Below are 20,074 nucleotides of genomic sequence, written 5' to 3'. Positions count from 1 at the left end.
GGCTGTGGCCGAGCTTTTCCTGCCGCTGCGCAGGATCGAACCGATGGGAGCCGCCGAGCTGGATGCCGGCAGATGGCCGTATTACCTGCCGCCGGTGCGCCAGCTGCTGTATGAAGGACTGGACCTGGGCGAGGCAACGGTCATCGTCGGGGAGAACGGCAGTGGCAAGTCGACGCTGGTTGAGGCCATCGCCATGGCCTATGGGATGAACCCCGAGGGCGGGTCCACCGGCGCCATGCACCGAACCCAAGAGTCCGAATCAAGCCTGCACGAACACTTCAAGCTGTTGAAGGGAGCGGCGGCCCCGCGCAAGGGATTTTTCCTGCGTGCGGAAACCATGCACAGCTTCTACACGTATCTCGACGAGTCGAGATTCGAAACAAAGCTGCATGAGCGCAGCCACGGCGAATCCTTCCTCGACCTGGTCGAAGAGCGGATCCGCTATATCAAGGGCCTGTGGATCTTCGACGAGCCGGAATCCGCGCTGTCGCTGTCCGGCTGCGTCAAGCTGCTGGGACTGATCGAGCGCCTGCGGGAACAGGGCTCGCAGATCATCCTCTCCACCCACTCTCCGGTGCTGGCCGCCATGAGGGACGCGCAGATCTACGAGGTCGGCGGCTGGGGGATGCGCCAGCGCCCCTACGACCAGCTGGAACTGGTCAACAACTGGCGGGACTGCCTGGATGATCCGCGGGGCTTCATCTCCCGGTATGCAGGCTAGCCAAGCAGGGAGCGGATGAACTCATTGGTCCGCGGCGCCAGCCAGGCGCCGTCCTGGGCCGCGGTGCGCCCGGACCGGGCGACCTTGAAGGAATGGTTTCCGCCCTCAAACCACGCCAGCGAAGCGGTGGGCAGCTTGGCGGCCACGGCTTTCATGATCTCGGGGTTCGCGAAGGGATCCTTGGTTCCCTCAAGGAACAGCATGGGAACCTCCAGCGGGTAGAGATGCTCATCGCGCAGCTTCTCTTCCTTCTTCGGCGCATGCAGCGGATAGCCCAAGAAGACCAGTCCCCGGGTCTCCATCCCTTCGGCGGCGGCGAGCGATGCCATGCGACCGCCGAAGGATTTTCCGGCGGTAAAGACCGGCAGGCCTGCCGCGGCTTCCTGCCCGGCCCAATTGCGCACCTGCTGCCATGCGGTGATGGTGGTCGGAGCCTTGTCCGGGAACTTCTTCCCCGCGTCCATATAAGGGAAGTTGAAGCGCAGCACGCTGATGCCCAGTTCCGCCACCGCCTGGGCGTAGCCGGCCATGAACTCGTGGTCCTTGCCGGCCCCTGAACCATGAGCCAGAATCAACAGGGCAACGCTGTTCTCGGCGGTGTCCAACAGTGCGCTCAGCTGGTTGTCGTTGAACGGGATCGATAGTTCAAGGCTCATGGTTCCAGCCTAGGCGACTGGGCCTCATGTTCGAGATTCAGCTTGATCGGTTCTCAAAAATCGCCAACTGACATACGACGCATTCATCCGTCCAAGGATCACAACCTTCATGATGTGCGTCACATTAAAAGATGTTGCCGGGTGCCTCTGGCCAAAAGCCGCGGACCGCAGGGAGTGCTTCAACAGTGCTTGCGGCAGGTGTTGGGAAGGACTTTATGGGTAAAGGTGGAACATCTTTTTGCAAGCCATCATCGCTCGGCGAGAAATACGGGGATTTGGAACAGGTGTGGTCACGGCAGATGTCGGCGGCGCGCGGACTTCCCGTTCGAGATTCGGTGAGTCTGCGGAAGCATTGCGATCCGGGGAATGCGCAAAGATGGGATCCCCCTATTCTTTTCGGTTAGGCTAACCTAGTTTCACATCACTTGCATCGCCGTACGAGGAGAGCCCTTTGACCCGTCCTAAACTGCTAGCCGCTTTGGCCGCATTAGCCGTCCCCACCATGGCATTGACCGGCTGCGGGGTCATGGGAATCGGCCAGCCGAAGGCCGACCTCCAGATCTACTCGGCCCGCCACTATGACCTAGAAGGCGCGTTTGGCGAGTTTCAGGATCAGACGGGCATCTCCGTGGAATTTATTTCTGGAGACGATGCTGAGCTGCTGGAGCGCATTAAGGCTGAAGGCGAAAATTCGCCAGCAGACGTGTTCATGACAGTGGATGCCGGCAACCTTTGGAACGCCGCCCGTCAAGATGTGCTTGCCCCAGTGAACTCTGCTGCCCTCGAAGAAGCGGTGCCCGAGGATCTACGCGATGCACAAGGCCGCTGGTTCGGACTAGCGATGCGTGCACGCACGCTGACCTACAACCCAGACAAGGTCAGCCCGAAGGACTTTGACCAGGTCGACAGCTATGCAGGGCTTGCAGACAAGAAGTGGAAGGGGCGGCTGTGTATGCGCGACGCAACTTCCGCATATACCCAGTCGCTGGTCGCCAGCCTGATCGATCTGCATGGCTACGACAAAACGCTGAAGATTGTCGAGGGCTGGGTGGCTAACGATGTGCAGATCATGGGCAACGATGTCCTGCTGCTGGAGGCAATCGATGCCGGATCCTGCGACGTGGGCATCAACAACCACTACTACTTGGCTCGGACGCTGGCCGACAACCCAGACCTGAACGTGAAGCTGTACTGGGCCAGCCAGCAGGGGGCCGGAACACATGTGAACATCTCCGGGGCGGGAGTGGTTGCCTCCTCCGACAACCCGGAGCAGGCGCAGCAGCTGATTGAATGGCTGGCCACTACCGGGCAGAACCCGTTCGTCGACGGCAACCATGAGTATCCTGTCAACCCTGAGGCCAAGCCTGAGCCAGTGATCGCAGAATTCGGCGACTTCAAGCGCATGCCGCTGAACGCGGAGGCTTACGGCGATCTGAACGCCAAGGCCATCGAACTGCTCGCGGCGGCTGATTACAAGTGAGCCTGCCCTCCACGAGTGAAGCACCCGCTACACGGATCTCGCGGAGAGGAATCCTCAGGGGACGAGGGCGGACTGCATGGTCGCTGGCGGTCGTGCTGATCGCCTGCTTCGTTGTCGCACCTGTGGCGGCGGTACTGGTCCAAGGGCTGGGCAGCCTGACCAGCGAGTCGCTGCCACGCGATGTCTGGGCTATGATCGGCACCACCGCGCTGCTGCTGGTGGGCGTCGGCACCGGCACCCTGCTGTTGGGCGGAGGCCTGGCCTGGCTGGTGACCGCCTATCGATTCCCCTTGCGCGAGCTGCTCAGCTGGGCGCTTGTGCTTCCCCTGGCAATGCCGGCCTATATTCTCAGCTTCGTTTTCCTTGCGACCTTCGATGTGGGCGGCCCGGTACAGGACATGCTGCGTTCTCTTCTCGGCCCCGGTACGTGGCTGCCGCAGATGCGTTCGCTGCCGGCGGCCATCATGGTGATGTCGCTGACGCTCTACCCCTACGTTTACCTGCTGGCCCGCTCGGCCTTCGCGGAACAGGGTCGGACAACCTATGACGCCGCCCGCACTCTGGGCGCCGGACGCTGGCGCGGACTGCGGCGGGTGATCCTGCCGTTGGCCCGCCCTTCGCTCGCTGCGGGCCTGGCGCTAGTGATGATGGAGACGCTCACCGATTTTGCCACCGTGCAGTATTTCAATGTGCAGACCGTGGCGGTGGGCGTCTACCTGGTCTGGAAAGGCAGCTTCGACTTCAACGCCGCCACCCAACTGTCGGTGCTGGTGCTGCTTTTTGCGGTGGCAGTGCTTGGCGGCGAGCGGCTGCTGCGCGGACGCTCGCAGTTCCATCAGAAGGGCGGGCGCGGGCAGGGCTTGGAGCCTCAGCGGCTGAACGGTCCTCTGGCTTGGCTTGCCACGGCCACCGGACTGCTGGTGTTTGCCGTAGCTTTCGCCGGTCCCGTCCTCCAGCTGGCCGCCTGGGCGCTGCGCGAACAGCTGCGCCACGGAAGCCAGCTGATGGATCCGCGGCTTACCCAGTACCTGGCCAACAGCGTTGCAGTTGCCTGCGTAGCTGCGCTGGCCACGGTGGTGCTGGCGCTGGTCATCGTCCACAGCCTGCGCCTGGGCGGCGGGCCGCTGGTAGCCGCGGCAGCTCAGGCCACGACCTTCGGCTATGCGGTGCCCGGGGCGGTCATCGGGATCGGAGTGCTGCTCAGCTTCTCTGCTCTTGACGACCTTCTGAAAGCTGCGGGAATTCCCGGCGGCACCGGGCTGCTGGTCACCGGATCGGTGCTAGGGATCCTGTTCGCCTACGTTGTGCGCTTTTTGGCTCCTGCCTACCAGTCAGTAGATGCCAGCTTCGCCAAGATTCCACCCTCGCTCACTGCTTCAGCGCTCAGTCTGGGTGCCGGACCGATCCGGCTGCTGGGCCGCGTGCACCTGCCGCTGGCCCGGCGCGGGGTGATGATCGCGGTGGTGCTGGTGGCCATAGATGCAGTCAAAGAGCTGCCCCTGGTATTGCTGCTGCGCCCCTTCGGCTTCACCACGGTCTCGGTCTGGGTCTATGAACTGGCTCGCGAGAACTTTTGGGACAAGGCCGCGCTGCCGGCCCTTGGAGTCGTTGCGTTGGCGACTATCCCGGTCTATCTGATCTTCCGGCGGGCCGCCGGCAAAACCGACAAGGAGGTCCCGGCGTGATCCTGGCACCTGATTCTGCCGCCCCGGCACTTGAGCTGCGCGAAGTGCACCGCAGCTACGGCAAGGTGGCAGCCGCCACTGGACTGGAGCTGAGCGTGCGGTCCGGCGAACTGGTCACCATCATCGGTCCTTCCGGCTGCGGCAAGTCCACCCTGCTGCGGCTGATCGCTGGGCTGGAGCGCCCCGACGCCGGAGCGATCACCATCGCCGGCAAGGTGGCCGCCGACCGCCGGAACTTCAAGCAGCCTGAGCATCGCCAGGTGGGCCTGGTCTTCCAGGACCACGCACTGTTCCCGAACCTCTCTGTGGCCGGGAACATTGCTTTCGGCCTGCAGAAAGTACCAGCCTCCAGCCGCCGGGCGCGGGTGGCCGAGGTGCTGGAGCTGGTGCGCCTGTCCCACCTGGCCGAGCGCTATCCGCACGAGCTCTCTGGAGGCGAGCAGCAGCGTGTGGCTCTGGCTCGCGCGCTGGCCCCCAACCCCGCTGTCGTGCTGCTGGATGAACCGTTCTCAAGCCTTGACGAGACCCTGCGCGCCCGGGTGCGCGGCGATGTGGAAGCTGTATTGAGGTCCACAGGAACCACCGCAATACTTGTCACCCACGACCAGACCGAGGCCCTGTCCTTCGGCGACCGCGTGGTGGTGATGCGCAACGGGCGAATTGAGCAGGCCGGCGCGCCCGAGGAAGTTTTCGAAAACCCTGCAAGCCGATTCGTCGCCACGTTCATGGGCGATGCTGATTTCCTGTCCGCTGAATTCAGCGATGGACAGCTGCACTGCGAACTTGGCCGGCTCCCCGGCAGCTGGCCGGACGCCGCCCAACAGCTGGAAGTGGTGCTCCGCCCGCACGAGGTATCGCTGTCCGCCGACGAGCACGGAAACGCCACAGTGATATCCAGCGAATACCGCGGAGCATTTACCCTGCACCATGTGCGGCTCGCCTCAGGGCAGAGCGTGCACTCGCTGCAGATGCACCCGGCGAGGTTTGCTCCTGGCCAGCGCGTCGCCGCACGGATCAGCCAGGGAACTACCCCCACAGTGCTGCGCGGCGGGGAACGCTCTGCCGGCACCATCAGTCCGTCCGCGCCGGTGCTTGATGCACCGTCGGACGCGCGCAAGTCCATCACTGCACCCTAGAAAGTCCACTCGTGTCCATCACCCTGCCCGCTGACGGGCGCCTGAATACCCTAGCTGTTGACTTTGCGGCCCAGCTGCACCGCCACGGGCGGCGTCCCGCGCTGATCACCGACCAGGGAACGTTGAGCTATGAGCAGCTGGCGGCCAAGGTCGCCGAGGTCGGCGAACGCCTAGGCACTGTGCGCCGGCTGCTGCTGCTCGAAGCGGAGAACACCATAGATGCTGTCATCGCCTATCTGGCAGCACTGGCCGGCGGCCACCCGCTGATGCTGGTGCCTGCAGACAAGCCGGCGGCCAGCGAATCCCTGCGCCGAATCTTCGAGCCTGACGTAGTCTTGTCCACCGGTTCCGGTGCCGGTGAGCCGCGGATTCAGGAACTGCGCAGTGGCACCGTGCACGATCTGCACCCCGACCTAGCCTTGCTGCTGAGCACCTCAGGGTCCACCGGGTCGCCGAAACTTGTGCGCCTATCCCATGAGAACGTACAGGCCAACGCGGAATCCATTGCAGAGTATCTGAACCTGTCCCAGGAAGACCGGGCGATCACAGCGTTGCCAATGTCCTACTGCTACGGACTGTCGGTCATCAACAGCCACCTGCTGCGCGGGGCCGCGCTGGTGCTGACAGATACCTCAGTGGTGGATCCCTGCTTCTGGGAGCTGTTCAAGAGGCATGAAGCCACTTCCTTCGCAGCTGTTCCCTACACTTTCGACCTGCTGGAGCGCGTCAATTTCGAGGGAATGGAACTGCCCAGCCTGCGGTATGTAACTCAAGCCGGCGGCCGGCTGGCACCGCCGCTGGTACGCCGGTACGCTCAGCTTGGGGAGCGGCAAGGCTGGGAGCTGTTTGTCATGTACGGGCAGACCGAGGCCACCGCGCGGATGGCCTATCTGCCTCCGAAACTTGCACAGCAGCATCCGGGACGCATCGGAGTGCCGATACCAGGAGGCAGGTTCCGCATCGAAGCGGTGGAGGGCTTGGAGCACGGCGAATTGGTCTATGCCGGACCGAACGTGATGCTGGGCTACGCGCTGGCGCCTGCCGACCTGGCGCAGGGTCGCACCATCACCGAACTGCGCACTGGCGACTTGGCTCGCCAACATGCCGACGGGTTATTCGAAGTAGTGGGCCGGCGCAGCCGCTTCATCAAAATTGCCGGTCTGCGACTGGATCTTGGCCGCATTGAACAGCTGCTTGACGAGCTGGGCGTGACTGCGCTTGCTGCCGGCACCGACGACAAGCTGGTGATTGCCGTGCCTCAAGAGCACGATGCCGGGCTGCTGAAGAAGATGCTGGCCTCAGACCTCGGCATCCCGCGTGGCGCACTGCAGATCGCCGCGGTGCCAGAACTGCCGCGGCTGGAGAACGGTAAACCGGACTACCGTGCGGTGCTTGATTTGGCGCAATCCTCTGCGCCGCTTTCCGCCGCCCCGACGCAGGCCGACCAGGCCAGACGCGGAGTGCGGGAAATTTTTGCCGTGCACCTGGAAGTGCCAGTAGTGGGCGATGGCGACAGCTTCGTCTCCTTGGGCGGGGATTCGCTGTCTTATGTAGCGGTCTCAGTCAGCTTGGAAGACGCCCTGGGCGCCCTGCCTCAGGACTGGCACCTGCGTACTGTGGCCGAACTGGAACAGCTTGAACGCTCCGGACGCGCCGCACCGCGATGGAGAAAACTGTTCGCACCGATGGAGAGCAGCATTGTGCTGCGCGCCGTGGGAATTGTGCTGATCGTAGGAACCCACATCGGCCTGTTTCACTGGGAGGGAAGCGCACACTTGCTGCTGGCCGTAGCCGGCTATAACTTCGCCCGCTTCCAGCTGGGCGGCCAAGGTCTGAAGCGGCTGCGCCGCCAGATAGAGAGCATCAGCCGAATTGTGCTGCCGAGCGTTGCCTTTATCGCTGTGGGCTACCTGTTTACCGACCACTACAGCGTGGCCAACCTGTTCCTGCTCAATGCGCTGATTGGACCGCAGGAGGTCACCACACAGTGGCATTTCTGGTTTGTGGAGGTGATCACCTACCTCTTGGTGTGCATGTCCTTGCTGCTTGCAATCCCTGCTATCGGACGGCTGCAGCGGCGCATCCCGATGGTCTACCCGTTGGCCTTGACAGCTTTCGGGCTGGCCAGCCGCTTCCAACTCATCGACCTGGAAGTGCCCAATTCCGGGCCTGCACTGTGGCTCTTTGCCATGGGCTGGGCTATTGCTGCGGCGCGAGGACGATGGCAGCGGCTTGCACTGAGTTTGCTGGCGGTACTCAGCATCCCCGGGTGCTTCAACGACCCGTCGCGCGAATCAACGGTGCTGGTAGGGGTGCTGGTCTTGATCTGGGTTCGCAGCATTCCTGTGCCATTAGGGCTGCAGAAAGCGGTGGCCTGGCTTGCCAGCGCTTCGCTGTTCATCTACCTCACCCACTGGCTGGTCTATCCTCCATTGCTCCAGCTGCACCCAGTGGCGGCACTGGTCGGTTCCCTGGCTGCCGGCGTGCTCTACTGGGCTCTGGTCATGTTCATCATGGGCAGGCTGCGCCGTCGGGTCCATGGCCAGGATAGGGGGAATTCCTCTGCCCTGTTGAGACAGGGCTGAAGCTTGGGACAGAGCAGCGGAGTCTGAATAGGAGATTATGGTTCGGGCCTGCGTTGTTCAGGCGGCGGGATCTAGCGAAACTGGACGAAGACCCGGGTAGGCCCGAATTCGACCTCCGAGCCTTCGGTGAAGCCGAGCGCCTGGTAGAAGGCGCGCTGCTGGGGTTCGTCATCGGTGATGAGCACGGTCTGGCGAAGATGCGAATAGCGCTGCAGGATCTCGTCGAGCAGCTTCCGTCCGATGCCTCGGCCCTGCTCCTGCGGGCGCACCAGGATGTCCTGCACGTAGCAGATGGTTGCGTCATCGGAGATGGCGCGGGCCAGGCCGAGGAGCCTGCCCTGGCCGTCAACTGCTGTCACGACGAATGCCGAATTCTCGATCCCTGACAGCAACACCTCTGGCTGATCCGTGTAGGCGCTCCAGCCCACGGAGGTGTACAGGTCGAGGATCTGCTCGCGGGCAGGGATGACTGAGTGCTGAATGGTGAAGATGGTGCGCTGTCCTTGTGCGTTAGGAAGTGGTGACGGTGAGCAGTTCGGCTCGCCGCATCAGCGGGTGCTTGGGCAGTTCCGCGCCGAGGGCCTCGGTGATTGCCGCGGCGCTGTCGCCGTTGAAGACGAAGACCGGTCCGTCAAAGCGGAAGTACACGTCTTCATGCCAGCCGATGGCGCCATCGCCCAGGGCGCGGTGCAGTGCAAGCACGGTGGCTTCCAGATCGGAGTCGGATTCCTCGGCCAGCCGGGTGCGCAGCAGAACATACTCGCTGGTGCCCAGCCCGCTGCGCTGCCCGTCCACCTCGATCCATGAGCCGCGGGCGATGCCGTTGGCGACCAGGGAAGCGCGCAGCCCCTCGACGAGCTTGTCCAGGTTGGGGCAGTCGACCTCGCAGCAGATGTCGCTGGAGACCGGCTCTTCCTGGTCGTCGATTGCAGTACCCGATGCGGTGAGCCTGCCGGAAGCTTTGAACTGCGGGAGCAGCTGTTCGATGATTTCCTGCTCGTGCTGCTGGCGCAGGCGCACTGTCATCGGCTGCGCGAAGTGGATGTGGATCTGGTGCGGTGCAGCAGGCTGCTTTTTCGAAAATAATGACATGGGACTACTCGTCGTGCGGATCGGAGAGGCAGAAAACGATGCCGAAGGGATCACGCAGCACCGTCCACCCGAAATCCGGGTCCTCATTGTGTTCCTCAATGAGCGTGGCGCCGGCGGCAATGAGGTGCTCGACCTCCTCGGTGCGGTTGCCGGTGGCCTCAAGGTCCAGGTGAACGCGGTTCTTGCCCTCGGTCGGCTTCTCGACCTGCTGGAATCCCAGGCGGGCGCTGCACCCGGGGATGGAGATCATGGTGAAGCCGGGGTACTGCCCGATGTATTCGCCTTTGAGCACCAGTCTCCACCAAGCCGCGGCAGACTGTTCATCGGTCGTATCAAGTGTGATCATGCCAAGGTTCGCCATGGGTACAAACCTACCTGTGCGGCAGCCGAAAAGGTAGGGCAGCCCGGCGTGAATTGCGCTTAAACGGCTGTGCCGGAACACCGAAGTGTTCCGGCACAGCCGCCGCGCTGGCAGGGACTAGCTGCCGAAGTAGTCCATTACATGCTCGGCGGCAGGAGGAACGGCAGGCGCCTGGACCTGCTTGGCCACCTTCAGCGCGCCGGCGGAGTAGTCGACCTCCACCGTGTCACCGGCCGCCAGCTCATCGCTGATCAGCAGGTCGGCGATGGCGTCCTGCACCTTGCGCTGCACCAGGCGGCGCAGCGGCCGGGCGCCGAACTCCGGGTCGTAGCCCTGCTCGGCAAGCCAGGCGATGGCCGCCTCGCTGACATCCAGCTTCAGCTCCTGCTCGGCCAGGCGCTCGCCGGTCTCCGCCAGCACCAGCTTGACGATCTGCCCGATCTCGGACTGCGAGAGCTTGGAGAAGAGCAGCACCTCATCCAGCCGGTTCAGGAACTCGGGGCGCATGAACTCGCGCACCTTGCTCATCACCTTGGCGCGGATTTCCTCCGAGCCCGCCTGCGCGGCGGAGGAGGTGAAGCCGAAGCTTCCCGCCTTGTTGGCCAGGTACTCGCCGCCGAGGTTGCTGGTCATCAGGATCAGCGTGTTGGAGAAGTCCACGGTGCGCCCGGCCGAATCGGTCAGCCGCCCGTCGTCCAGCACCTGCAGCAACACGTTGAACACATCCGGGTGCGCCTTCTCGATCTCGTCGAGCAGGATCACCGAGTACGGGTTGCGGCGGACCTTCTCGGTCAGCTGGCCCGGCTGGTCGTGGCCGATGTACCCCGGAGGGGCGCCGATCAGCCGCGCCACGGTGTGCTTCTCGCCGTATTCGCTCATGTCAACGCGGATCAGCGCGTCGGCCGAGCCGAACAGGTTGGTTGCCAGCGCCTTGGCCAGCTCGGTCTTGCCCACGCCGGTGGGGCCCAGGAACAGGAAGGAGCCGATGGGCCGGTGCGCGGCCGAAAGCCCGGCGCGGCTGCGCCGCACCGCCTTGGCCACCGCGGCCACGGCGTCGGTCTGGCCGATCACCGAGGCATGCAGCGACTCTTCCAGCGTGGCAAGGCGGGCCTTGTCGTCCCCGCTGATCCGCGAGGTGGGGATGCCGGTGGAGCGGGAAATGACCTCGGAGATCTGGGCCTCGTCCACCACGCGGGTAACCCCAGCGGCGCCGGATTCTTCAGCAGCGGTGATGCGCGCGGTCAGCTCCGCAATGTGGTCGCGCCAGGCGCTGGCGTCCTCATAGCGCTCCTCGCCGATGGCGCGGGACTTGTCGCGTTCGGCCTCGACCAATTCGGCGCGCAGCCCCTGCACATCCTCGGTGTCTCCGGCCGCGATGGAGCGGCGGGCTCCGGCGATGTCAATCAGGTCGATCGCCTTGTCCGGCAGGCGCCGGTCGGTCAGGTAGCGGGCCGAAAGGCTCACCGCCGCCTTCAGCGCCTCGGGGGTGTACTGCACCTGGTGGTGGTCCTCGTAGGATTCGCGCAGCCCCTCAAGAATGGCCAGGGCGATCTCCTGCGAGGGCTCCTCCACCATGACCTTGCCGAAGCGGCGGGCCAGCGCGGAGTCCTTCTCCACCTTGCGGAACTCGTCCAGCGTGGTGGCGCCGATCAGGTGCAGCTCGCCGCGGGCCAGCCGCGGCTTGAGGATGTTCGCGGCATCCATATTGCCTGATTCGCCCGAGCCGGCGCCGACCAGCAGGTGCATCTCGTCGATGAACACGATGGCCTGGCCCTCGGCGTTGGCCACCTCTTCCAGCAGACCGGTCAGGCGCTGTTCGAAGTCGCCGCGGTAGCGGGTGCCGGCGAGCATGCCCGGCAGGTCGATGGAGATCAGCTGGGCGCCGCGGATCTGCTCCGGGACCTCGTCGGCCACGATGGCGCGGGCCAGCCCCTCGGCGATGGCGGTCTTGCCAACGCCTGCCTCACCGATCAGCACCGGGTTGTTCTTGGTGCGCCGGGCGAGGATCTCAACCACCTGTTCCAGCTCTTCGTCGCGGCCGATGACCGGGTCGATCTGCCCGTCGGCGGCAAGGGCTGTCAGGTCGGTGCCGTAGCGCTCCAACATGGAGACGTCTTCGGCCTCGTCCTCGGCCTGCCCGCCGCCGGACTGGGCGCGCTGGGCCTGCTCCATAGCTGCCTGCTGCAGCGACTGGCCGGTGATGCCGTGCTGCGCCAGCAGGTTGCTGACAGGGGATTCCGGGTTGAAGACGAAGGCCAGGAACAGGTGGTCCGGGTCGATGTAGGTCGAGCCGTAGTTGCGCGCCACCTGGTAGGCGTCGAAGAGGCTGCGCTGGGCCGCAGAGGAAAGCCGGGTCGGCTTTTCCTGGTTTTCCTGGCGGTGCGGCAGGTGCGCGATGGCGTCCTTGGCCAGGGCGTCGAGGTCAATGCCCATGGCCTGAAGATGCGAGTCGATGGGGGATGTGCGCAGCAGTGCTACGAGCAGGTGCAGAGAGTCGATCTCGTCATGGCCATGCTCGTGTGAAATGGAAGCTGCGGTTTGAACTGCTTCATGGGTGCGGGCAGAAAGTAGACGCGTGATGTCGATTGGTCGGGCGGCCTGGGCGCGCGAGGAAAGGAACCGGGAGAGAAATTCCTCGAACGAGCCGTTGTCCGGTGAACCGAAGAATGCTGGCAAGTGAGCCTCCTAGTAGAAACTTGAGCGGTCTATGCTCATGTTCAACGTTCTGCGCGCGAATCTATTCCCGAACGGTTCACGTTTCAGGCGCTTGGAGGCCCATCTCACAAAGATTCGAGGTTAGGAGTCCCTCGGGATCTCGATCAGGCCCATGCGAGTCGCCGCCACCAGAGCCTGCACGCGGTCGCGCACCTCGAGCTTGGAGAAGATCTTCGCCATGTGCGTTTTGACCGTCGTCTCGGAAATTTTCAGCAGCTTGCTGATCTCCGGATTGTTCAGGCCCTTGGCCAGCAAGTTCAGGATCTCCACTTCGCGTGCGGTAAGGCCCAAATCCGAGATGAGGTCCTCAACTTCTTGGGTGGTGTCGCGGTAGGCCACCTGGATGGCGGAGACCAGCTCCGAGGACACCGAAGCGGAAATTGCGGCGGTGCCGCGATGCACGGCATGAACTGCGCTGATGATTTCTGCCGGGTCGGTGTCTTTGACCAGGTAGCCGCTGGCGCCAGCGGCCAAGACGGGAACAAGGTAGTCGTCGGAAGAGAACGCGGTGATCGCAAGAATTGCAGGACTGTTCTTGATGCTCTTGATCTCGCGCGTGGCAGTGACACCGTCCATGATTGGCATCTGCAGATCCATGAGGATCACGTCGACTTCGTGATTTTGGCAGAATTCAACTGCTTTTAACCCGTTTTCAACGGAATCTAGCGTTACAATTTGCGCGTCCGTTGCTAGGATTGTGCCCAAAGCATTGCGGATGAGGGGCTCATCATCAACGATGAGAACCTTGACCTGTTCCATCAGTTTCCTTAGAACGATGTTGCAGACCTTTTACCGGACTGCTCCCTCGAAAGTATATAAGTCATCACTAGTCATGGGGTGTGTTTATGAAGGCTCTTAAGATGCTTGCAGTTGCAGCATTGGTTATTGCGCCGGTAACGGCAGTGGCCGCGCCGGCTTCGGCGGCTACTCCAGCCGCTGCTGGCAGCTCGTTGAGCGAGCAGGGCGTTAACGTTGTTTCCCCTGCCGGTTGGGGCGTTGATATGGCTAATTGGTTCTGCAAGAACTACGGAATTGCCTGCGGCTAAGCGTATTCGCTTGACTTCATAATTAGTCCAGTGAAGTATTCGGCCTATGAACTTTAGGCTTAAAGACACCCTGACCAAGCAGTTTGCTGGTCGGGGTGTCATTATTTGGGCTGGAACTGCGATACTTCTTGCCGTCTCGGGAACTGAGATCATCACGTTACTTAAAGACGGATTCTATGAAACGTCGGACACTTCTATCCGCGGTGCACTTTCCGGCCTAGTGCTTTGCGTGGCATTGATATTGAGTCGTCGATGGGTGGGGGTGGGACTCGCGATATTTATCGCAACCTCTTTCTTCTTCTTTTCGAATGGCACTTTAGTGCTTTGGATGATGTTCTCAGTTGCAATTTTCTCGGCGTTGGCGGCTACTGCAGAGTCTAGGCATCTGCGCATTTGGTACCTGACTCTATTTGCAGGGTGGATGATCCAGTTCGCGGTTCGAGCCGAAGAGGATTCTATTCTGATTCTCTTTCTTGCGCCTTTGGCTGTTCTTGCATTCGCATTGACGCGCAGCATCTTCGTGCTTCGTGAGCGTAATGCTTCTGCTCTCAAAGAAATGGAAGCGGCCAACGAGAGATCTCGGCAGGCTCTAGAAGCAGAACGTAAAAACATTGCCCGGGACCTGCATGACATCGTTGCCCATGACATCACCGTGGTGGCGATGCAGTCCAAGGCCGCCAAGTTCGCCAACGACGGTCAAAAAGCGCTCGATGCGATCGACGTTATCGCCAAGCTCAGTACCGAAACCCTGCACGATCTGCGTTTGATGCTCAACGTTCTGCGTACCGATGGGACCATGACCGATCCGAGCCTTGCCGGTGGCGACAAGCCTGCGGCAACCACTGTTTATGCGGTTCAGGGCGTTGAATTGTTCTCAGAGCGCCTGCGTGAAGCAAATTTTGTGGTGAATTCACACACCGAAGAAAAAATTTCAGATCTTCCCCGCTCCGCCCAGACGGCACTGTATCGAGTGATGCAGGAAGCGACTACCAACGTCATTAAGCACGGTCGGCCTGGCGGGGAATGCTCGATTTCCCTTGTGGCCATCGGCAATGAGGCAATTCTTGAAATTACTAATCAGACGCAGAATTCTCATCATAAGGCGAGGGACTTGCCCTACGGTGGCAGCGGGTTGATTGGGATGGCTGACAGAATGCGTGCATTCGGTGGAGAGTTCGATACGAAGGAGCTGTCAGGACGCTGGATTCTGCGTGCAAGCATCCCCTTCTGAGGCCTACCCTCCTACTAAAGTATGATTTCGCATTTCTTGCAGACGCGATAAGTTAAACATGTATCGGTGAAGACCGATCACCGATTAGGTACTTGGTGGTGTTTTGCGAGTGGCATCACTAAGGATCCGAGGGTGATTAAAAGGTACGTTGCGTTACCGGACGGACGATCTTTCATCGGCGTAGTGCCCCCATCGCACGCCGTTGTCCGAAAGTAACGCGACGTACCTTTTGAACTTTAACCATCCGGATGTGATGGACCTCATGTTTTTTCGGGATGATGCTCGGCCTACGGTTTGTTTAGACGATAAGACCATAATCCTGGAAAGAGAGAGCATGACTGTTCAGACCGAAACCAACGTCTACGACGCATTGACCATTGCCCCGGAAGCTGCCGATCAGCTGTTCTTTGAAGCCCGCAGCGCCAACTCATTCAGCGACGAGCCGGTCTCGAACGAAACCCTCGACGCGATTTACCAGGCAATGAAGATGGGCCCGACGCTGATGAATAATCAGCCGCTGCGCATCACCTGGATCAAGTCTGAAGAAGCCCGCCAGGCAATCGCAGGAACCATGTCCGGCACTAACGCGCAGAAGGCACTGAGCGCTCCAGCTCTGGCAGTTCTTTCTTTCGATACCGAGTGGCATGAAGAGTTCGAGAACTTCTTCCCGCACGCCCCAGAACGCAAGGCAATGTTCGAGAACGAAGGCGTTCGCACCGCCATCGGCAACAACAACGCCTGGTTGCAGGCAGGCTACTTCATCATGGCAGTGCGCGCAGTAGGCCTGGCGGCCGGCCCAATGGGCGGCTTCGATGCCAAGGCAGTCGATGCAGCCATCAATGCCGAGAACACCCACAAGTCCTTCCTTGTAGTCAACGTGGGCAAGCCAGGCGAAAACCCATGGTTCGACCGCCTGCCGCGCCACTCCGCACAGCTGGCAACACGAAGCATCTAATCAGCTTCGAGCTTGAACAAAATATAGGTGCGGCCCCGGTTCTCAAGAACCGGGGCCGCGCTCGCGTTCTGCGGGTTTGGAGTCCTAGGCCTGTGCGGAGCCAGCCTGCTCTCCGTCGGCTTCTGCCTTCAGCACGTGGTCCGACACCTTGGCCAGCGCACGCTCCAGTGCGGTGCGCAGCACCTCAGGGACGGTGATGTGCTCGTCAATCACTACCAGGCCCTCGCGCTCAAAGCTGCGCAGCAGGGCTTCAACCTGGGGAACCACGATCTCAAGGCTCGCAATCAGGTGGTGCTGCTCCTGCGGCAGGTCGTCAACGGTTGGAACCTGCAGTGCGAACTCGGTGCGCGGAGCCGTCGCAGAAGCCGCGCTGCTCAAGACGCCGGCAGTCATTTCCGCGATCGTCGCCTTGCCTTCGGTTTCAAGGGTATTGATCAGCACGTGCGAGAAGAGCACCTCGGCGATCAGCTCCTTCACCAAGCGTGAACCGGCGCCGGTCGACCCTTGAAGGGCCTCGGCCAGGGCGGCGGTCGGGGTGGCATTGGGAGCCTGGTAGGTCAGCATTGCGGTGCCGATCAGCGCGTCCCAATAGGCCGAAAGGCGCGGGATTTCAGCGAGGCTGGAAACTACTGTGCCATCGGCCGGCTCCCAGCTGACGGCGGCGTTGGGCTCCGCGCTTTCGTCGACGGTGACCATGAGGCCGAGGGCTCCGGCGGCGTCCTGCAGCGTCTGGCCGCTGAGCACACCGCTGGCGGAGCTTGGCTGCCCCTCGCCGACCCAGGCAAGCAGTTCACGGGCGGCAAAGACAAACGGCATCGATTCCAGGGCCGCGTTGGCTTCCTCGTCCTCCATGAACGGTGCAACGATCGGCGAGTCGCCTGCCATGCGGGAAAGGAACTCGAAGGTCTGCTTGAAATCATCCACGCTGCCGCCGAAGTTGGCGGTGGTGCCCAGGAACGTCAGGTAGTGCTTGAGGATCGAGGCGCTGGCCACGGCGACGTCATTGCCCAGCGAGGACAGGTGGCCCAGCTGCTCGCCCAGAGCCTTGGGGTCCAGCGTGGTTACGTCGACCATGTTGCGGCGCTGGGCGTGCACGGTCAGCAGTGTGGTCAAGCCCTCGATGGCTGCGCGGGTCTCGCTGGCCGGATGTCCCTCTTCCTGGAAGTGGCGGAAGAGCGAGGACTTGAATGGCTGCAATGCCTGGCGCACCTCGGTCTCGAACGGTACTGAGCTGGCGCCGTCGCGGCGTGCCGGATGGCCCTGAGACTGCTTCTTCTTGGCTGGTTTGCGGGATGCCATGGAGTTTTCGCGGATTCCTTAGGTGGGAGAAAAATTCACTTCCCTCCAGTTTACGCAGTGCTGGGCCCAGCGGCTTTTGCTCAGTCCCCAAATTCGTCGGTGTGCGTCATATCCTCCAGGTCTGCGCTGCAGTCGATGGGTTCGGACATTTTCTTGAGGTCGTCCATCAGCCATCGCGTCCCATCCCACAGCATGGTGTACTTGATGTCCCAGAACGAGCAGGTCTGCCCTTCATGGCCGTATTCGGGCGCCTGGGCGGTTGCGAAGTTGACCCTTGCGGTCAGCGAATCGCCGCTGCCCGTGACGTCGACGAGATTCCAAGCAAGCCACTGGCTGGTTTTAAGCCCCTCGGCCCATTCGTCTTCCGAACGGACCCGCTTCTGCATTCGCGGGGTGAAGATTTCGTAGGCGGCAGCGTAGTTTCCGGCATTGATATCTTGGCCGTGGGCGATGAGGCTTTGTGCGATATTGACGGCCTGAGGGTGGGTGGAATCGATTGTCGGCTCAAGCGCAGGCCATTCGTCCGCCGGCCCGTTGTTGCATTCCTTCATTTCCGAATATGTTCCCCTGAGGCTCCAGTCTTCGACCGCTTGGGCAATGCTCGGCCCAGGCGCTGCAAAGGACCAGCCGCTGAATTGGTTGCCGTCTGCCGAGAAGCGCCCGCCGCTGACCAGGGCGACGACTTGTGCATCTTGGGAAATCAGCGGGCCTCCGGAAATTCCCGGGTAGGTCGATGCGTCGTAGCGGACTAGATTGCTGACGGTGACGCCGGTGTTGTATTCGACAATTTGGTTCTCGGCAGCGATCGAGCCTCTGTTGGTAGTGAACGCATTGTCGGATATTTCTGCGTCCTTCACTTCGGTGCTGTCGGGGAATCCCATGACCACAATCTCGGTGCCCAACTCGGGTGGGGTTTCAAGCACGGAGAACTGGTATCCGCCGCTGCTGCGTGCAAGCTTGAGCAGAGCAATGTCTGCCTTCGGATTCTTGCCGAGAACCTGGGCGCTGATCAACTCGTCGTCAACACGGACGGTGATGGAGTTTGCATCGTCAATGACGTGCGAAGCGGTGGCGATCAGGTCGTCGTCGACGAGGAATCCAGTGCCGAAATAGGTGCCGTCGCAGGTGCCGACCTGCAGGTGGGCTACGCCTGAACGAGTTTCCTTAACCAGCGTTTTCCATTCTTTTGGAGCTGGGCTTGGTGAAGGCGTTGACCTCGGAGTTGTGATCGGGGTCGGCGTCTCGTCGGTGTCGGGGGAGCTGGACGTGGTGCTGGCCGTCGGTGTTTCGGCGGCTGGCTGCCCTGATCCGCCGCCCAGCTGGATGCAGCCGCTCACGGTAAGCGCCGTGGCAGCCCCAAGTGCCAGTGCCCTAAGCGTTTTAGTGCCTGCCCCGATTGCCGCCATCACTTCGCCCCCACGAATCGCCACGCCAAACCACAGTACCCACAGCATAGGCGCGGACTCGGATTATCGCTAGAGACCCGGGAGCTGGAAGCACCCATTTTGGCGTACAAGTCCAAGCGGCGAGGCAGTAGTTTCCGATTCAAAGCAAAAGCCTCGAAAATTCGCTTGTTTCGTCGATGGCGCGCAGATATTCGATATCTGCCGAAATATTTACGGTGAAAATTAATGATCTCCGCAAAAAATACAGATCACATAACTGTGTGCTGTCGCTCACCGTTGATTCCCCAGCGCCCGTTGATTTTCTTGTAGCCAAGGGCGAAAGTGATCAGTGAAGGCCCTGTGTGGAAGGGCCGCGATTTTTAGGAGTGTAGGTCATGGCCGCAGCTGTCCCTGATCATGTTGTCATCGTTGGCGCTGGATTCGTAGGTCTGTCGACCGCTTGGTACCTGCAGGAAGCAGGCGTGAAGGTCACCGTCGTAGACCGCGGTGGCGTGGCGTCCGGTTCCTCTTGGGGCAACGCAGGCTGGCTGACCCCGGCGCTGACCTTGCCAATTGCCGAGCCTTCGATTTTCTCGCAGGGTCTGAAGATGATGCTGGATCCAGCCTCCCCGCTGTACATCCCGCTGAAGGCCGACGCCAAGCTGCTGCGCTTCCTGCTCGGCTTCACCTGGCACTCCACCCCGAAGAAGTGGGAAGAATCCATGCGCATCTTCTCCGAGGTGGGACACACCGGCCTGGATGCCTTCGATGAGATCGCCGAAGACACCGCAGCCGGCCCGGGCGCCAAGGAAAAGACCAAGCCCGCCGACCCATTCCTGACCGGCTTCATCTCCATGAAGGACCGCGACGCGCTGCTGCACGAGTTCGAGATGATCCACAAGACCGGCGGCCATGTCGACTTCGACCTGCTCAGCGGCGACCAGCTGCGCGGCATCGAGCCGACCCTGTCCGACAACGTCGTTGCTGGCGTTGCCATCAAGGGCCAGCGCTACATCAACCCGCCGAAGTTCATGGACTCGCTGGCCGAGTCCGTGATTGCCCGCGGAGGCGACATCATCGGCACCTTCAACGTCACCGATGTGCGTGACAACGGCTCCTCCGTGACAGTCATCGGATCCGAGGGCCGTGCCATCACCGCCGACCACGTGGTGCTCGCCACCGGCGCATGGATGACCGACATCGCCAGCAAGTTCGGCGTCAAGGTCGTCGTCCAGGCAGGTCGCGGCTACTCCTTCACCGTCGAGCCTGAAGATATGCCAAGCCACCCGATCTACTTCCCAACCCAGCGCGTAGCCTGCACTCCGCTGGGCGACCGCTTCCGCATCGCCGGCACCATGGAGTTCCGCGACGTCAACCACAAGCTGGAGCCAAAGCGCATCGAGGCCATCGTCGCCGCGGCAACCCCTGTGTACAAGGGCATCAACTGGGAAAACCGCAAGGAAGAATGGGTTGGCGGACGCCCATGCACCGCCGACGGCCTGCCGCTGGTCGGACAGACCGCCTCCCCGCGCGTCTCGGTGGGCGGCGGCCACGGCATGTGGGGCGTAGCCCTGGGCCCATTGACCGGCAAGATCCTGGCTGCCCAGATCACCGGCCAGTCGGCGCCGAAGATTGCACGCCACTTCAACCCGCTGCGCAAGGGTTTCTAGCCCGTTCTGGTCCACACCCGGAACGTGAATAAAGCGAACCGGCGCGAACCCACACAA

The 20,074-nt window shown here is 61.9% G+C and carries 17 protein-coding genes; 9 read left to right on the top strand and 8 right to left on the bottom strand.

All coding sequences use genetic code 11. From position 1 onward, the window contains the following. Positions 1-4: 4 nt before the first annotated feature. The gene (locus tag AUR04nite_RS09350) at positions 5-721 is read left to right on the top strand and encodes an AAA family ATPase (RefSeq protein ID WP_407646679.1); all 717 of its coding nucleotides are present in this window, start codon (positions 5-7) and stop codon (positions 719-721) included. Here the strand turns inward: AUR04nite_RS09350 and AUR04nite_RS09345 are convergent. Beyond that, positions 718-1,377, bottom strand: coding sequence for an alpha/beta hydrolase family protein (locus tag AUR04nite_RS09345; protein WP_141364278.1), 660 nt, complete (start codon positions 1,375-1,377; stop codon positions 718-720). The two genes, AUR04nite_RS09350 and AUR04nite_RS09345, sit on opposite strands and share 4 nt — an antisense overlap. 478 nt (positions 1,378-1,855) lie before the next feature. On the opposite strand from AUR04nite_RS09345, the gene AUR04nite_RS09340 reads away from it, so the two are divergent. The 4 genes from AUR04nite_RS09340 to AUR04nite_RS09325 are packed head-to-tail and all read left to right on the top strand — an operon-like array spanning position 1,856 to position 8,263. Beyond that, the gene (locus AUR04nite_RS09340; RefSeq protein WP_246055468.1) at positions 1,856-2,857 is read left to right on the top strand and encodes an extracellular solute-binding protein; all 1,002 of its coding nucleotides are present in this window, start codon (positions 1,856-1,858) and stop codon (positions 2,855-2,857) included. Next, positions 2,854-4,542, top strand: a complete 1,689-nt coding sequence (locus AUR04nite_RS09335; protein WP_141364276.1) for an ABC transporter permease — start codon at positions 2,854-2,856, stop codon at positions 4,540-4,542. The genes AUR04nite_RS09340 and AUR04nite_RS09335 overlap by 4 nt, the downstream gene beginning before the upstream one ends. Further along, positions 4,539-5,678 (top strand): ABC transporter ATP-binding protein, encoded by a 1,140-nt coding sequence (locus tag AUR04nite_RS09330; RefSeq protein WP_141364274.1) that lies wholly within the window; start codon positions 4,539-4,541, stop codon positions 5,676-5,678. Before AUR04nite_RS09335 ends, AUR04nite_RS09330 begins: the two co-directional genes overlap by 4 nt. 11 nt (positions 5,679-5,689) lie before the next feature. Beyond that, a complete protein-coding gene (locus AUR04nite_RS09325; RefSeq protein WP_246055467.1) occupies positions 5,690-8,263 on the top strand; it encodes an AMP-binding protein in 2,574 nt (857 codons plus the stop codon). A gap of 71 nt (positions 8,264-8,334) precedes the next feature. Here AUR04nite_RS09325 and AUR04nite_RS09320 read toward each other — a convergent pair whose 3' ends face one another. The 5 genes from AUR04nite_RS09320 to AUR04nite_RS09300 form a co-directional block, all read right to left on the bottom strand. Beyond that, on the bottom strand, positions 8,335-8,691 hold the full coding sequence (locus tag AUR04nite_RS09320; protein ID WP_343883973.1) for a GNAT family N-acetyltransferase: 357 nt from the start codon (positions 8,689-8,691) through the stop codon (positions 8,335-8,337). Positions 8,692-8,773: 82 nt separating this feature from the next. Continuing rightward, complete coding sequence (locus AUR04nite_RS09315) at positions 8,774-9,355, bottom strand: hypothetical protein (RefSeq protein WP_141364270.1); 582 nt, start codon at positions 9,353-9,355, stop codon at positions 8,774-8,776. A 4-nt stretch (positions 9,356-9,359) separates the two neighbouring features. Then, positions 9,360-9,701: a VOC family protein gene (locus AUR04nite_RS09310; protein WP_218024669.1), complete on the bottom strand. Its 342-nt coding sequence runs from the start codon at positions 9,699-9,701 to the stop codon at positions 9,360-9,362. A 132-nt stretch (positions 9,702-9,833) separates the two neighbouring features. Further along, positions 9,834-12,392 carry an ATP-dependent Clp protease ATP-binding subunit gene (locus AUR04nite_RS09305; RefSeq protein ID WP_141364266.1) on the bottom strand — a complete coding sequence of 853 codons (2,559 nt, stop codon included), beginning with the start codon at positions 12,390-12,392 and terminating at the stop codon, positions 9,834-9,836. A gap of 120 nt (positions 12,393-12,512) precedes the next feature. Continuing rightward, positions 12,513-13,190, bottom strand: coding sequence for a response regulator (locus tag AUR04nite_RS09300; RefSeq protein ID WP_141364254.1), 678 nt, complete (start codon positions 13,188-13,190; stop codon positions 12,513-12,515). 101 nt (positions 13,191-13,291) lie between these two features. Between AUR04nite_RS09300 and AUR04nite_RS09295 the strand changes: the two genes are divergently transcribed. From AUR04nite_RS09295 to AUR04nite_RS09285, 3 genes are all read left to right on the top strand, one after another. Next, complete coding sequence (locus tag AUR04nite_RS09295) at positions 13,292-13,477, top strand: hypothetical protein (protein ID WP_141364252.1); 186 nt, start codon at positions 13,292-13,294, stop codon at positions 13,475-13,477. Positions 13,478-13,523: 46 nt separating this feature from the next. Next, positions 13,524-14,708 (top strand): sensor histidine kinase, encoded by a 1,185-nt coding sequence (locus AUR04nite_RS09290; protein ID WP_141364250.1) that lies wholly within the window; start codon positions 13,524-13,526, stop codon positions 14,706-14,708. A gap of 334 nt (positions 14,709-15,042) precedes the next feature. Continuing rightward, the gene (locus tag AUR04nite_RS09285; RefSeq protein WP_141364248.1) at positions 15,043-15,663 is read left to right on the top strand and encodes a malonic semialdehyde reductase; all 621 of its coding nucleotides are present in this window, start codon (positions 15,043-15,045) and stop codon (positions 15,661-15,663) included. An 84-nt stretch (positions 15,664-15,747) separates the two neighbouring features. Here the strand turns inward: AUR04nite_RS09285 and AUR04nite_RS09280 are convergent, their stop codons facing one another. Further along, positions 15,748-16,962 (bottom strand): hypothetical protein, encoded by a 1,215-nt coding sequence (locus AUR04nite_RS09280; protein ID WP_141364246.1) that lies wholly within the window; start codon positions 16,960-16,962, stop codon positions 15,748-15,750. Positions 16,963-17,042: 80 nt separating this feature from the next. Further along, complete coding sequence (locus AUR04nite_RS09275) at positions 17,043-18,299, bottom strand: S1 family peptidase (RefSeq protein ID WP_170184155.1); 1,257 nt, start codon at positions 18,297-18,299, stop codon at positions 17,043-17,045. Positions 18,300-18,742: 443 nt separating this feature from the next. On the opposite strand from AUR04nite_RS09275, the gene AUR04nite_RS09270 reads away from it, so the two are divergent. Next, a complete protein-coding gene (locus AUR04nite_RS09270) occupies positions 18,743-20,017 on the top strand; it encodes an NAD(P)/FAD-dependent oxidoreductase (RefSeq protein WP_141364241.1) in 1,275 nt (424 codons plus the stop codon). Positions 20,018-20,074: the final 57 nt, after the last annotated feature.

This window comes from Glutamicibacter uratoxydans (assembly GCF_006539925.1).
Lineage (GTDB): Bacteria > Actinomycetota > Actinomycetes > Actinomycetales > Micrococcaceae > Glutamicibacter > Glutamicibacter uratoxydans.
This window is presented reverse-complemented; position numbering and strand designations above follow the sequence as displayed.

Bases quoted from the DNA above. Each gene is read 5' to 3' on its own strand.
- AUR04nite_RS09345 (WP_141364278.1), bottom strand. From the start codon at position 1,377: ATGAGCCTTGAACTATCGATCCCGTTCAACGACAACCAGCTGAGCGCA.
- AUR04nite_RS09315 (WP_141364270.1), bottom strand. From the start codon at position 9,355: ATGTCATTATTTTCGAAAAAGCAGCCTGCTGCACCGCACCAGATCCAC.
- AUR04nite_RS09310 (WP_218024669.1), bottom strand. From the start codon at position 9,701: ATGATCACACTTGATACGACCGATGAACAGTCTGCCGCGGCTTGGTGG.
- AUR04nite_RS09300 (WP_141364254.1), bottom strand. From the start codon at position 13,190: ATGGAACAGGTCAAGGTTCTCATCGTTGATGATGAGCCCCTCATCCGC.
- AUR04nite_RS09295 (WP_141364252.1), top strand. From the start codon at position 13,292: ATGCTTGCAGTTGCAGCATTGGTTATTGCGCCGGTAACGGCAGTGGCC.
- AUR04nite_RS09290 (WP_141364250.1), top strand. From the start codon at position 13,524: ATGAACTTTAGGCTTAAAGACACCCTGACCAAGCAGTTTGCTGGTCGG.
- AUR04nite_RS09285 (WP_141364248.1), top strand. From the start codon at position 15,043: ATGACTGTTCAGACCGAAACCAACGTCTACGACGCATTGACCATTGCC.
- AUR04nite_RS09280 (WP_141364246.1), bottom strand. From the start codon at position 16,962: ATGGCATCCCGCAAACCAGCCAAGAAGAAGCAGTCTCAGGGCCATCCG.
- AUR04nite_RS09270 (WP_141364241.1), top strand. From the start codon at position 18,743: ATGGCCGCAGCTGTCCCTGATCATGTTGTCATCGTTGGCGCTGGATTC.